Origin of the sequence: Treponema denticola (genome assembly GCF_024400535.1) — a bacterium.
Lineage (GTDB): Bacteria > Spirochaetota > Spirochaetia > Treponematales > Treponemataceae > Treponema_B > Treponema_B denticola_C.
The window spans coordinates 1013800-1027839 of sequence record NZ_CP038800.1 but is presented as its reverse complement, the minus strand read 5'-3'; the positions used below and the strand labels follow the sequence as shown (position 1 = coordinate 1027839).

General features: G+C 37.9%; 12 protein-coding genes. 4 read left to right on the top strand and 8 right to left on the bottom strand.

Going from position 1 to position 14040, the window contains the following annotated elements; translation table 11 throughout:
* Positions 1 to 117: 117 nt before the first annotated feature.
* Both E4N78_RS04650 and E4N78_RS04645 read left to right on the top strand, forming a co-directional pair.
* Positions 118 to 1179 (top strand): hypothetical protein, encoded by a 1062-nt coding sequence (locus tag E4N78_RS04650; RefSeq protein ID WP_255811885.1) that lies wholly within the window; start codon positions 118 to 120, stop codon positions 1177 to 1179.
* Entirely contained in the window at positions 1179 to 1877 is a 699-nt protein-coding gene (locus E4N78_RS04645; RefSeq protein WP_255811884.1) for a LysM peptidoglycan-binding domain-containing protein, read from the top strand. Before E4N78_RS04650 ends, E4N78_RS04645 begins: the two co-directional genes overlap by 1 nt.
* Before the next feature lie 85 nt (positions 1878 to 1962).
* Here E4N78_RS04645 and E4N78_RS04640 read toward each other — a convergent pair whose 3' ends face one another.
* Genes E4N78_RS04640 through E4N78_RS04630 form a run of 3 tightly spaced genes read right to left on the bottom strand, consistent with a single transcriptional unit; the run spans position 1963 to position 5087 of the window.
* Positions 1963 to 4269, bottom strand: coding sequence for a polysaccharide deacetylase family protein (locus tag E4N78_RS04640; protein WP_255811883.1), 2307 nt, complete (start codon positions 4267 to 4269; stop codon positions 1963 to 1965).
* Between the two features lie 10 nt (positions 4270 to 4279).
* The gene (locus E4N78_RS04635; protein WP_255811882.1) at positions 4280 to 4462 is read right to left on the bottom strand and encodes a hypothetical protein; all 183 of its coding nucleotides are present in this window, start codon (positions 4460 to 4462) and stop codon (positions 4280 to 4282) included.
* A gap of 16 nt (positions 4463 to 4478) precedes the next feature.
* On the bottom strand, positions 4479 to 5087 hold the full coding sequence (locus E4N78_RS04630) for a hypothetical protein (RefSeq protein ID WP_255811881.1): 609 nt from the start codon (positions 5085 to 5087) through the stop codon (positions 4479 to 4481).
* A 340-nt stretch (positions 5088 to 5427) separates the two neighbouring features.
* Here E4N78_RS04630 and E4N78_RS04625 point away from each other — a divergent pair, with 340 nt between their 5' ends.
* Positions 5428 to 6192 carry an Rpn family recombination-promoting nuclease/putative transposase gene (locus tag E4N78_RS04625; RefSeq protein WP_255811880.1) on the top strand — a complete coding sequence of 255 codons (765 nt, stop codon included), beginning with the start codon at positions 5428 to 5430 and terminating at the stop codon, positions 6190 to 6192.
* Between the two features lies 1 nt (position 6193).
* On the opposite strand, the gene E4N78_RS04620 is transcribed toward E4N78_RS04625, so the two are convergent.
* The 4 genes from E4N78_RS04620 to E4N78_RS04605 all read right to left on the bottom strand — a co-directional run bounded on the left by E4N78_RS04620 (position 6194) and on the right by E4N78_RS04605 (position 10906).
* Entirely contained in the window at positions 6194 to 6751 is a 558-nt protein-coding gene (locus E4N78_RS04620; protein WP_255811879.1) for a cyclic nucleotide-binding domain-containing protein, read from the bottom strand.
* On the bottom strand, positions 6741 to 8033 hold the full coding sequence (locus E4N78_RS04615) for a potassium channel family protein (RefSeq protein ID WP_255811878.1): 1293 nt from the start codon (positions 8031 to 8033) through the stop codon (positions 6741 to 6743). Before E4N78_RS04615 ends, E4N78_RS04620 begins: the two co-directional genes overlap by 11 nt.
* 12 nt (positions 8034 to 8045) lie before the next feature.
* Positions 8046 to 9137 (bottom strand): M42 family metallopeptidase, encoded by a 1092-nt coding sequence (locus E4N78_RS04610; RefSeq protein WP_255811877.1) that lies wholly within the window; start codon positions 9135 to 9137, stop codon positions 8046 to 8048.
* Between the two features lie 86 nt (positions 9138 to 9223).
* The gene (locus tag E4N78_RS04605; RefSeq protein WP_255811876.1) at positions 9224 to 10906 is read right to left on the bottom strand and encodes an ATP-binding cassette domain-containing protein; all 1683 of its coding nucleotides are present in this window, start codon (positions 10904 to 10906) and stop codon (positions 9224 to 9226) included.
* Between the two features lie 320 nt (positions 10907 to 11226).
* Here E4N78_RS04605 and E4N78_RS04600 point away from each other — a divergent pair, with 320 nt between their 5' ends.
* Complete coding sequence (locus E4N78_RS04600) at positions 11227 to 12405, top strand: ATP-binding protein (RefSeq protein ID WP_255811875.1); 1179 nt, start codon at positions 11227 to 11229, stop codon at positions 12403 to 12405.
* Positions 12406 to 12534: 129 nt separating this feature from the next.
* On the opposite strand, the gene E4N78_RS04595 is transcribed toward E4N78_RS04600, so the two are convergent.
* The gene (locus E4N78_RS04595) at positions 12535 to 14031 is read right to left on the bottom strand and encodes an NAD(P)-dependent malic enzyme (protein ID WP_010697980.1); all 1497 of its coding nucleotides are present in this window, start codon (positions 14029 to 14031) and stop codon (positions 12535 to 12537) included.
* Between the last annotated feature and the right edge of the window lie 9 nt (positions 14032 to 14040).

The window sequence follows — 14040 nt, the reverse complement described above, 5'->3', positions numbered from 1 at the left end:
ATAATTCTTATACTTATTTTTTGTAATAAATAGTAAAATTTTAAAATTAAATAAAAAAAATAAATACTTGAAAAAAGGGTTAAAAAAGAGTATCATTACTTAAATCAGGAGGTAATAATGAACAAAAATTACAAATTACTTATTGTGTTGTTTGCCCTTATGACGCTTTTGTTTTTTTCATGCGCATCAAAGCAAAAAACGGAAGATATCATCACCAAACCGGAACCTGCAAAAACTGAAGAAGTAAAAGCAGATACTGTAAAGCAGGAAGAGCCTAAGGCTGAACTTATTAAACCTAAAGAAGATCCTCTCCTTGCAGAACTTAAGTTATTAAGGAGTGAAAACGGAAAGGTTAATAAGGCAAAACGAAGAGCCGTATCGCTTGGAGCCGACAAGTCTTATGCCGATTTTTTTAAATTTTCAGAAGACCTTAGGCAAAAGGCTGAAGCTGATGCCTCATACGGAAATCTAAAAGGCGCAATCGAGAAATATAATGAAGCTATTGTAAGATATGATACTCTTTCCAACTTAATGGAGGCCTCAAGCCTAAGAAAAGAAATAGAAGACAATAGTTTTGCAAGGTTTTCACCGGACGATTATGTTGAAGCCGAAAAATTTTCACTCAATGCTGTCGAACACTACAATTTGGATCATAAACTGGCAAAAGAAGCTTCTGAAGATGCTTTAAAATTTTATAAAAAAGTTGTAAACAGGGGTTATCTTGAATTTACAAATGCAGCCGGTGCTTCAGCAAAAGAATATAAAGAAGATTGCGACTCCATAAAGGCCGCAAGAAGCCGAAAAGAGGAATATAATAAGGCTGTAAAAATATTTAACAAAGGAAAAACGGCTGCAGATAGAGCCAATTATAAAGAAGCATATAAAATTTACACCGAATCGGCAGATCTTTTTGCAAAACTATATGAAGAAGTTTCTGCAAAAAGAGCTGAAGCTGAAAAAGCAATGGCTGAAGCAGCAAAAAGACAGCAGGAAAGCTCGAACCTAGCCTTAGAAGCCGATAAAGAGGCCCCCTTAATAGAAGCCGGAGAGGGATTTACCGATGGAGAGCTTGATTTACAAAATGTATCTACACCCGAAACCTCACCCCCCGTTGAAAACATAAACACAAGTAACGAGGGAAACGGCGGTAAGTCCGCAAAAAGACAAGGAGGACTATAATGAAAAAAGTAATCATAATTTTAATATTCTTATCGCTTTTAATGCCTATTTTTTCCGTGTCCTATGATGACAATGAATATCAAAGAAAGAGCCGAGCCTATACGGAGCTTGCAGCAAAATCTTATGATGAAGGCGATTATGATGCAGCCATAGAATATGCCAAACTTGCAGAAAGTTATGCACAGCAGTCGGCAGACTTTATTCAAAGGATGCTTGCAAAAGTCGAAGCAGAACAGGAAATGAATAAGGCCCGTACCAGATTTAACTGGGCAAAGACAAACGGTGCTGAAGAAAAATACCCTGAAGCCTATAAAACGGCAGAAGAAGCCTTAAATGCAGGAAGTATTGCATTCGATAACGAAAACTATGATGTTGCAATTGTCTGTGCTCAACGGGTCTTAGATGCCCTTGGTGTAGTTAAGGGAAAAGACAACACAGGGCTTGCCGAACTTCCCGCTGAATATAGAATACGCACATGGAGAGGGGAAAAGGACTGTTTATGGAATATCGCAGGTAAAAAAGAAATTTACGGAAATCCATTTATGTGGCGAAAACTGTATGAAGCCAACAAAGAAAAACTTCCCGATCCCGCGAATCCTAACTGGGTAGAGCCGGATATTATTTTAACAATACCAAGCATCAAGGGAGAAAAGAGGTCAGGTCTTTTCGATCCTTCACAAGCATATAAAAAATTTTAAATAATACAATTTTGATAAGCTAAAAAATAATCCCCAAAGTCTATAAGATTTTGGGGATTGTTTCTTTTATAAGAAGTCAAAAAGTTTATGAGTCCATCATAGTCTTAATATCCGTAATAGAATAGCCCATTTCGGTTAAAACATCTATTAAAAGCTGCAAATTATGATATAAATAATCATTTCTCGGCGAAGAGGTCTTACCTATTCGAATAGGAATTATAGAACCTACAAAGACGGTATCACAGATATCTTCAATAAGCTCTGCAGAAGACTTATAAAGAGAAGGAACCGAAGACTTTTCATCCGAATTAATCCAATCCGCCAAACGCATGTCCGGTGAAATAAAAGTATAACCGGCTTTTTTTCCGGCATTTACAAACATAGAGGATGATATATAATTAGGCGTATGCCATATAAGAGATAATTCAGAATTTGTAAGGGAATAAAAATCATCCTCATTTCTCGCCAGGCCCTGAACTATAAAATCTTCATCAATTATGTACCCTGAGTCATTTAAATTCCAAGTTGTAAAAAAAAGAGAACCGCACTGATGACCGCTTTTTACAATTTCCTTTACGGCATTTGGATTTTGACGCATTGCTTCTCCATTTATAAAAAAAGTAGATTTTATATTATTTCTTTCTAAGATATAAAGGACATCGGCTATACCATCCATATTATCCATAGCATCAAATACCAGAGCAACCTGTTTTTTTCCGCTCCGGTTTCCATGAGAAAAAACGGATAGAGAGTTTCCGTATTCGGAAGGGATTCTTTTTTGAGAATAATCTTTAAAAAAAACAGCATCTTCTAAAAGAGGACGGGTCATAAAATCTTTAAGCTTGCGTATATAAATCATATTATTAAAATAACCTGAACTAGAGTCGATATAAATTCTGTCCGAGGTATTTGTGTTTTTCTTTTGCATTATTTTTTTTGCAGAAAGCACCCACTTCAAGTTTTCAGTATATTGCAGAACTTCCGAGTCCTTAGGCTGTATCAAAATTTCTTTGCCGGAATCGGACCAGCTATAATCTTTTATTGAAGAAACAAAAAGCTTTTTCTTTATTCCGGGTAAAAAGTTTTTATCAATTTCATACTCGTAAATATAGTTTTCACCGCCCAAAAAAACGGTAGAATTATTTTTCCAAACAGCTGAGATTATTTTTTCGTCGGAAAAAACGGTGAGCTTTTTCCACAAGTCCTTTTCGTCTGTGAGTGAGGTATCATAAAAAACAATCCCGTCAGCTTCCTCAAAAGCTGCAATCTCAAAATTCGGCGAGGCAGCCAGCAGAAAAGAGTTTTCTTTTACAGGCAGGCGTTCAAACCGATCCGGAGAATTTAAAAGCTGCCAAGCACTTAAAATTCTCGAACCGTTCACAATCCCCTCCGCAAAAACAATCGGAAGATTATTTTTCCAATAAACGGAAATCTCAGCTATATTTCCGGGAAGCAATAAATAAGGAATGGTATCGGAAGAATGAGCACTTATATAGTCATCTCCATCCAGTTTTATATAATATACATTCCTTTTACCTTTAAAAAATACGGCAGTTTTTCCGTCCGGCGATATAAAAATAGAATCAACGGCAGGTGAAAAGTCTGAAGGTATTTTTGCTATAAGCTTACCTACAGAAAAAAGAGGGCCATAAAACGCTTTTGTAAAAAGTTCGGTAGAGGACACCTTGTAAAAAGCATTTCCAGATAAAAATATAAATTCTGAAGGGGAGATCCATTTTAGAGTCTTTACCATTCCTGAAGCCAATTTTCTAAATGCCGTATCAGGAAAAGAAGCTGCCGAAAACCATTCAGGCCGTGCAAAATAAATTATTGAGTTATCTTCATATAAAATAATTTTTGAGTCAGGTGACCAAGAAACAGGAAAAGCGTTGCGGACGGTTTTTTCGCTCAAAACATATTTGCGTCCGGTCTGTCTATCAACCAATATAAGCCGGCCGTATACAAGAGAAGACGGCTCTATCATGGTGAACCATCTTCCGTCAGGGCTTGACTGTACATTGTTTAAGGCTCCTATCTTTGCCGAATTAGCTGCAGAAAGAGGCTCAAAGTCCATGTTAGAATCAATCATCCCTGAATTAAGATCTAAATTCACTATACCGAAACGGTTAGAGATTTGTAAGAATCTATTATTTCCGAAAAGCTGTAATTTCTCGGGAAAAAAAGTAAGTTGTTCAATTTTATTTTTTTCATTAGAGTACTTAAAAAGGGTTTTATAAGAATATTTTTCAACAAAATCCGTTTTTATATCAAATAAGATATCGCTTTCCGCATTTATATCGGCAGATTCAAAATAAAGCTCGGAATAAATACCCGAAAGATTAAAAAAAATAAGATAGAGCAATAAGTAAAATCGTGTTAAGTTTTTTTTCATATAGGTATCCTCAATTCGCCGTAAGTATTTTTGAATGAGCCTCAATGATATCCGATAACTCTTCTTCAAGTTTTTCTAAGGACTCTTCCATTTCGGTAATTTTTTTTATTGCAATTTGTTTTTGCAGTTCACCAGCCTTACCGAATATATCGTCTATTCCTTCATAAAATTCGATATTGTTTATTTTATTCATCTTAATATTTCCTATTTTAAGAAATCAAAACAGTTATATTCTTTCTGAATTCACCCGATGTGATTTCTCCCTTGATAAAACTTTTTATCTCCTGTTTTATTCTCATAGGAAAACGGCTCCAGTATTTTTCTGTCCAATTTCCCATCGTAGTTTTTAGCTCATCGTTTTCTTTTGCACTCATTTCGCCAATGCTGTAAGATACAAATTGCAAAATCATTCCATATAATACATCGGCAGGAATGCCGTCAACTTTTCCGTTTTTTGTAAGGCTTTTTATTGAGCCGTCATAGGAGCCTTGTTCGGGAATCCACGAATCGATAAGAGCCTTCATCTGATCTTCGGAAAGATCGGGAGCTTCTTTTAAAAGCATATCGGCTGCAAAATCGCGGAAGGTATGGCGCACACCTTCGAGACTTGCCTGAATCGACTTGTTGATGGATTCGGACATTTGTTTTGCCATGTTTTCAGGATTTATAGCTGCAAGCGGACTTGCCGCCGAAGCCTCATTTTTTTTCCTCTTCAAGGCAGCAGCAATAACTTCTATTTCCCTCTCCCCTGCCCTGTTTAAAATGTAATCGACGGCAGCTAAAAGCTCCCTTTCCTTATTTTGCATATCATTAGCCATATCTTTGATTATACACCTTTTTTAGAGCTTTGAAAAGGGAGGAATTTTTTATAGGGGAGGAATTTAACCGCAGGGAGCGCAAAGGCCGCAAAGAATTTTTATAAATTTACTCTTTTTTTTTAAATAATCCCTATAAATATAATGTGGAGGGTATGATAAACAGTTCGGCAGGAATTCAGCCTCACTGTTTATCAGCCGAGTTTGCCTTTCGGCAAACATCGCATTATTATATGTGCTTTTTCACTTCGTTGCAAAAGCACGGAAAACACTTTTTTCGCAAATTGATATTTGCTACAAAAGGTTTTTATAGGGGAAATGTGAAAAAATTAGGAGAACACAAATGATCAAAAGATTTGAAGATTTAACATTTACAGACGATTTTATGTTTTGTAAAGTTATGCAAAATCCGGATTTATGCAAAAGACTTATTGAAATGATACTGGCCGGCACAATAGGTAAAATTACTTATATCTCAGTACAACATAATATTAAAAACTATGAACAGGCAAAGTCAGTAAGATTTGATGTTCTTGTACAAACAGAAAACGGTAAATTTTATGATATTGAAATGCAGGTAAGCAATGAACGCAATATCCCGAAACGAATGAGGTTTTACCAAGCTGCCATAGATATTTCATTCTTAGATAAGGGAAATTCCTATAATAATTTAAATGATTGTTTTATAATTTTTATCTGTACTTTTGATGCCATAGGTAAAAATAGGCCTATTTATACCTTTGAAAAGATCTGTCTTGAAGATAAAAATATATCTTTACAAGACGGTACGAAAAAGATTATAATAAACGCAGAGGCCTTTAAGGACACTGAAGACAAAGAATTAAAAGAATTTTTAGAGTACCTTAAAACAGGTAAAGCAAAAAGTGAATTTACAAGGAGGATAGAAGAAATGATACAAGCAATAAAACAAAACGAACAAGCAAGGCAAGAATATAGATTAATGTCTACTTTTGAAATGGACGCCATGGATAGAGGAGCTTATAAAACTAAGAAAGAAACGGCCAAACTTATGAAGCAAAAAAACTTTGATATAGCTTTGATTAAAGAAATAACAGGTCTTCCCGAAACGGAAATCGAGGCTCTCTAATTTAAGGCATCCCTATCTCATCGAGCAGGGCTTGATAGAGGGTAAGGGAATCCTTGGTAGATTCTTGGAGGGCCTTTGCAAGGCGGCGGGCAATACGGTAAATAACCTTGGCTCCTTGGGCAGGCATTTCATTGCATAGGCTCAAAAAATCTTGAGACCTTAGCTCTAAAACGGTGCACTCGTTTAAGGCTTTTACGGAAGAACCGTGAAAATCTTCGCCGAGCAAGGCGGCCTTTCCAAAGCAAACATTTTCTTCAGCCTTTAAATTGCTTAAGGCAAAGGGAGAACCTTCAAGGGTTGTGCGGAGCATTTGCACCTCTCCTTTGGCTAAAATAAAAAGGCTTTTTACCGTATCGTTTTTATCGAGTATAATTTCGCCGCCAGTAAAATTTTTTACGCTTAAAAAGGAAAAAATCTTTTCTAAAAATATCTTATTTTGATTATCTTTGATATCCGAACCTTTAGCGGAATCCAATCCTGCAAGGTCTGAAAATATTTCCAATCTTGATATAAGAGATAGAATTTCATCTTTTTTTTCCATGATTTCTTTATCTGTCATCAGCGCCTCCTTCATTTAAAATTTGGGAGTCGTCAAGAGCCGTTCCGTCAAGGGTAAAGTCGGTACGCTTTCTTCCCGAAACAAAGATACCTCTGGAATTAGGCTTTATTATATACTCATCGGGCGGAGTCAAAATAGGCTCGTTGCTTTTAAGCCGCTTTATCTTTTTTAAGTTATTTACTATCTGCTGAATATTGGGATTTTTTTGAGCCTCGTGCAGAGCTTCTTTTCGGCGGCTGTAAAAGTTCCCCGTATTTTCCAAAAGGCCTATTAAAACGCGGCCGCCAGAAAGGCTTCGGCGGTATTCTCGGTAGGTTTTGCCTATAAACTCAAAAGGAATATCGTTTATGATAAGCCCCTCGCCTGATTTTTCCGTGATTAGTTCTCTTAAAACATGGCTAAGCCCCGTACCGCTTGAAGCCGAAACTAAAATGCTTCTTTCATAATCGGTGCTTAAAATAATTTCATCACAGTGAGCAAGGGAAAGGTGCTGCCGGAATTTTGAGTCGATGAGCTCGGCAGCCGTATATATATGGGAGTTAAGACTTCCTATTGTGAGAACTGCAAGTACCGTGCGCGAATCTACTTCCATGGGGGAAGCATTTTGCGAATAGTCTGAAAGAATGAGAGCCCGCTCTGCATATCTTACATTTGCACGGAGCAATGTCGCCTCATCGGTATAATCCCCGAATAGATAGATAAGCCCCTTAAAGCGTCTGTCGGTTTTGATTATATCCATATTTTCGGGGCTTGCATTGTTTATAAGAACAATATGGTCTATGGGAATATCGGGGTTTGAAGAAATAATCCCTAAAAGAATCCTGTCAAAGTTAGGCTTCCAGCCGCATATCAAAAAATGATTTTTTATCTTTTCCAATCTAATAAGCCCCCTATCCTTTTTTACCTGTCTATCAAAAAAGAACGATGCAACTTTTCCGCTCACTCCTGCAAAAGCTACAACTCCAAAAAGAAGGAGAATGATACCGGCCAAGCGGCCCAAAATTGTTGAGGGAGTAATGTCTCCGTAACCGACGGTTGTGATAGTTACAAGAGAATACCAAAAGGCATCGAAAAAATTGTTAATCCTTGAATTACTGTTTGCTTCCGAAACAAAGATAATTACAACCAATACAAGAAAAATAAATGCAAAACCTGCCAGTATTCTAAAAATATCGCTTGCAGGAATATGCTTTATCCAAAGCACAAACCTGACAATCAATGGAATTTTTTTAGGCTGAGAGAATTCTATATCCGTTTTTTTGTATCTTTTTTTTTCTTTCATTTTAATATCGAGCTATTCCGAGATATAAGCTGTCAATAAAAGAAGAGTGTTTTCAAGCCCCTGTTTATGAATTCTTTCATAGCCGTGGGAGGCGGCGACTCCGGTTCCGATAAGGGCATGGCGGTAGTCATAGCCTGCACTTAGGGCAGCCGAAGCATCCGAGCCGTAAAAGGGGTAAACATCGACTGCAAAGTTCAGTTCCATCTCCTTGGCTATTTTGATAAGCTCGCTTGTAAACTCATAGTTATAGGGCCCGGAAGAATCCTTTGCACATATTGAAACCGCATATTCATCGGTATCAAGATCGCTTCCCACAACGCCCATATCGACTGCAAGCATATCGCTTATGCCTTCGGGGTGTCCTGCAGAAGCTCCATGGCCTATTTCTTCATAATTGGTAAACATAATGTAGGTCTTGCGTTTTAATTTCAATTCTCCCTTTGCAACCTGTTCTGCAAGATAGATGAACATTCCGCAGCTCGCTTTGTCGTCCAAGTGCCGGCTCTTTAAAAAGCCGTTCCCGGCCTTTCGGGCAAGGGATTCAATGGCCACAACATCTCCTGCCATGATGCCGAGCTTTTCGACATCTTCACGGGATTTTACAATCTCATCGAGCACGAGCTCCATATTTGAATCATCTCTTTTCAGCTCGTTTATTTCGCGCGAAGCGTGAACGGCGGGTTCCGTGAGCCTCATAGTGCCCTCATATTTTTTCCCCTCTCTTGTGATAACCGTTACGTTGGACTGCTCTACATAATTGTATGGAAAGCCCCCGTCAAGGGATGTACGCAGCCGGCCTGAAGATTTAATGTGCCTAACAAAGAGGCCGAGGGTATCGATATGGGCTGAAAGCAAAAGAGCCTTATCTCCTTTTTTGCCGGTATTAGGTTCGGCATTTTTATCAAGCTCACAGACAACAGCACCCTTGTTCGTAAGCCAAGGCTTAAAGCCTAAACCTGAAAGCCTTTTTAGAACATAATCGGCGGCCTCGCAAGTGTAGCCCGTGGGGCTGGGTATATTGCAGATAGTGATAACTTCATCCATCACCTTTTCGGCTGCATTTGAAATTGAAGTTTTAAGCTCGGCAAGTTTATTTTTTTTCATGATAAAGCTCCTTTAAAGCAAGTTTTAATTAAGGCTTACAGGATATTATAGATGAGGCGGAATGTCAAGAAGAGGCGGACAGTCTTTTAATTTTCAGCTAATATCTTGCTTAAAAAGCTTTTATTTATCTTTGCTTCCTCATAGGTGCCCGAAAATATTTTGCCGTCGGCTTCAATTGAAACTACATGATCACAAAAGAATTCTATTTCTTCTATATCATGTGAAACTATTATGCAGCTTTTGTTTTTGATTAAATCTTTTAAAAGCGGAAATATTCTTCTTTTGGTGAGCACATCTATCGAGGTAAAAATTTCGTCAAAGATTAGGTAATCATATTTCTCTGCATGGAAAAATATACGGGCAATATTTATAAGTCTTTTTTCTCCGCCTGAAATATGTTTTCCGTCTATACCTAAGTCTCTTCCTCTTAAAGAGCCAAGCTGTAAGGCTTCAATTATTTTTTCGGCAAGGTTTGCGTTATGGCAGCCCAGCTCGATATTTTGAATTAAATCCGCATTTAGGATATAGGAATCTTGTGAGATATAAAGAATTTTATCGGACAATTCATAATCATATGGATTTGTATTTTTGTTAAACACAAAAACATTTCCGGTCAGCTTGTCCCGTCCCAAAAGAATATTTAAAAGGCTCGACTTACCGGAACCTGAAACACCGAGTAAGGCATATTTTTTGTTTAAGCCGAAACTTAAACGCTCTATAAAAAGACTCCGCTCCTTATCTATCTGTAAACTTAAACCGGAAATATCAAAGAAAAAGTTCTGAGACTCATCTTCTATATTAAGTTTTTCTTTTATATCCTCTTCTTCCATTAGGCTTAAAATTTCATCGGCACTTTCGCAAGCTCCAAAATAAGCCTGACTTACCGAATCAAGGTCTCCTAAAACCGAGGTTAACTGTGAAAAATATGCAATTATGGTTATTAAAACGCTTAAAGGTAAAATACCATCAAAATACATCTTTGCCGAAACAGCCATAAGGGCTACAGACAATAACGGCAATACATAAACAGGAACAAGGCGGTAGACGGTATCCGAAAATAAATCGGTTTTGCGTACACTGTTATTTACATCTTTTATTGTGTTTTTTATTCTTTCATTTTTTTCAAGTTTAAATAAGGGAAAACCCGGAAAAAGAGTTGTCATTGAAAGTGCTTCTATCATTTTGGAATGAAGACCTGCATAAGCCTTCATTGTTTTTAAAAACATAGGCGAATAAAATTTACGGTTAATAAAATAGGCACATGTATAAAGCGCCAGAGCCGCAAGGCCTAAAAGGCCGAAGATATAAGAATATGTAAAAAGGATTACAAGAATAAAAATGTAGCGCACAATGCCCATCAGCTTATTCATTACGGAAGGCACAAAGAGAGAAAGAATTGAGCCGACCGAAGCATCCATAATATTTTCGTAGTAACCTTGCCCATGAGTTTTAATCGTTTTTTCGGAATGCTGTGAAAGCGAAGAATAAAGGCCGTAACGCAATGCAGAATCAAAACGCATATGCACCTTACCGAAAACCCAGCCGACAAGATATTCAAAAATAAGTGAAAAACAAATTACACCTATGTATATAACAAGCACCCTTGAAGGGTTAATATTATTTTCAAGATTAGAAACGAAGGCTCCGTAGAGTTTCGGATAAATAAGAGAGATCAGCGACACAAGTGAAAAAATAAACGATATAAGAGCACAAGAATAAATATGCTTTTTTAACTTATACATAGAAATTATTTTTTTTAAACTTTGCATTTAAAGATTCTCCTCTTAAGTTTGACTATAGTATACCCCCCCCCGATCTTTTGTCAACACTTTAGAATTTTAAACCGGACAAGTTTTTTTAACCGAAAGGAACGCAAAGAGCTCAAGTTAATGCTTGAGCTGCGCAAAGATTTTTTAATAATTGGAACCTCCAAAAACTTCAGTTTTTTGAGGTTTTACTTGATTTTAGTTTGCGATGATTGCCTTAAAACTCTTGACAAAAAATCATGTAAATAATATAATTAACTATACGATTTACATAGTTTTTATAGAATAAATTGAAAAAAAGGCTTGAAAATGGAGAGGGAGGTATGAAAAAAAAGCTTGTTAAAAGGCATATTATAAAAAAATTAAAGCAATTAGTCTCTTCTTTTCCGATAGTTGCATTAACGGGCTGCCGTCAATGCGGAAAATCGACTCTTTTAAAATACCTCTTTCCCGACTGGAAATATGTTTCTCTTGAGGATTTGGATATAAGGCAGTTAGCCCAAACCGACCCTCGATATTTTTTAAGCCTCTACCCCGAAAAAGCTATTTTCGATGAGGTGCAGCGTGTTCCCGATTTGTTTTCATATATTCAAACCCATACGGATTCTATCGGCAAAACAGGCATATATATCCTCTCAGGTTCTCAAAATTTTTTACTTATGCAGTCAATATCTCAAACTCTGGCAGGAAGATGCGCCGTTTTAAACCTTTCAACCTTTTCGATACGGGAGTTAAAAGAGAGTAATCTTTTAATAGAAAATATCGACGAATGTTTATTTACCGGTTTTTATCCGCGTATTTATGACCAAAAACCTCTGCCCCAAGATTTTTACCGCTCTTATATCAAAACCTACATTGAGCGGGATGTACGGGATTTAAAAAACATAAACGATTTATCTTCTTTTCATAAATTTATCCGCTTGTGTGCAGGGAGAACCGGACAAATACTGAATCTTACCGAGCTCTCAAATGAGGCAGGGCTCTCGGTCATCACGGCTCGTTCTTGGCTTTCCGTGCTTGAAACAAGCGGGCTTATCTTTTTCTTAAAGCCCTACTCAAAAAATTACGGAAAAAGGCTCATTAAATCTCCTAAGCTTTATTTTTATGATACGGGCTTGGTTTGTTCCTTGTTGGGAATAGAAAATCCTGAACAGGTCGGTACCCACTATTTAAGAGGCGGAATTTTTGAAAACCTCATAATAAGCACTTATTATAAAAACGAATTTTTTATGGGAAGAGAACCAGAAGCTTTTTATTGGCGTAATTCCAACGGCCTTGAAATCGACTTGATAATAGAAACACTCTCAAAAGGGAAACCGCTTCTTAAAATATACGAAATAAAGTCCTCTGCCACAATGAACGAAAAATTCTTTTCTTCCATAAAAAAATTTTGCTCCATCAGCGGCTCTGAAATAAAAAACTCAAATGTAGTGTATGCAGGAAACCTTTCACTTCCGGCAACTGATGAGCATGGTGCTTATATCTCGTGGAAAGATTGGTAATCAACAACCCCGACGCGAGCGTCGGGGTATTAAACCCTCCGCACGAATAAAAAAACCGGCCGATTCTTTTTAAGAGCGGCCGGTCTTGTACAAAGTGCTTCTAAAAATCCAAGTGGTTTTTAGAAAGATTTACTTTCTGTTCTTTTTAATTTGCTCAATGGCGTATTCTAAGGCTTTTTCATAGAACTCCTGCGGGGGTTCTTTGATGAAGTTCTTTTCCATTAACATTTTGGTCAAGGAGCGGCTTTCTTCAATATCTTTTTTTGCTCTTTTGTAGGCTTCGTCCCATGTCATGGTTACGCGGGCCAAGCCTTCCTTAATTGCCTGCATTGCAACGTCGGCAGCTTCAACTGCAAAGACATCTTCATCCTGCATTGTAACTACGATATTGTCGGGATTGATGCCTTTCTTTTCGGAATAGTCTGCAATCGAGTGAGAACAGCGGATAGCCATTCCGTCGGAAATCTTTTTAGCTCTTACCAAAAGAGCACCCTTTAGGATACCGGGGAAACAAACGGAGTTGTTGATTTGGTTCGGGAAGTCTCCTCGTCCTGTTCCGACGATAAAGGCACCTGCAGCCTTAGCTTCGTGGGGCCAGATTTCGGGAATGGGGTTTGCACAGGTAAAGACTATAGCCTTTTTATTCATCGAGGCAACCTGTTCCTTTGTTACAGTATTGGGCCCGGGAGTAGAAAGAGCGATTAAAACATCGGCACCCTTCATTGCTTCATCAAAGGTTTCAATCTTTTTGGGGTTGGTCTGTAAACAGAGCTCCCACTTTCGGTAATAGCGCTTATCTTCTTCTATGTCTTTTCGGCCTGAATGTAATGCTCCTCTTGAGTCGCAGATAATCATATTTTCGGGTTTTCCGCCGTCAGCCAAGATAAGACGGGCTATTGTCGTGTTTGAAGCACCTGCACCCAAAAGAACAATCTTGCAGTCTTCCATCTTTTTACCGGCAAGTTTTATTGCGTTTAAAAGACCTGCAAGGGTTATACAGGCAGTGCCTTGAGCATCATCATGCCAGACGGGAATTTCGCAGACCTCTCTCAATGTATCCAAAACCTTAAAGCAGTCGGGCTGTTGAATATCTTCAAGGTTTACGGCTCCTACCGAAGGTTCGAGCATTCTGACAAAATCGATGATCTTGTCGGGGTCATGCTTTCCGGCTTTTACGCCCCGTTTTCCTTCTTCGTCAACTCTTACAATAGAATCGATACACAGAGGATATGAGTCAACGCCGCCTAAATACTTCATTAGCATACATTTGCCTTCCATAACTCCCAATCCTCCGGGAGGGGTGCAGTCGCCGTCGCCTAAAACCCGTGTAGAGTCGCTTACAACAGCAACCAAGTTCCCTTTGTTGGAAAGAGCAAAGGATGTTTCATTATCATCGCGAATTGTGGTAGAAATAGCAGAAACGCCGGGTGTATACCAAACGTTAAACCAGTTAAAACCGTACAAACCGCATTTGGGGACAGTCTGGAGCTTTCCGCCGTAAAAACTGTGTGTTAAAACGGACAGTTTTTTTAAAAAATGCGTTTTCGCGAGAGCCTTTTCATCATCCGTAAAATCGGACGGGAATAATTCAGTAATGGAGTTCAACTCCTTATCTATGCTTTTCATAAGATAATG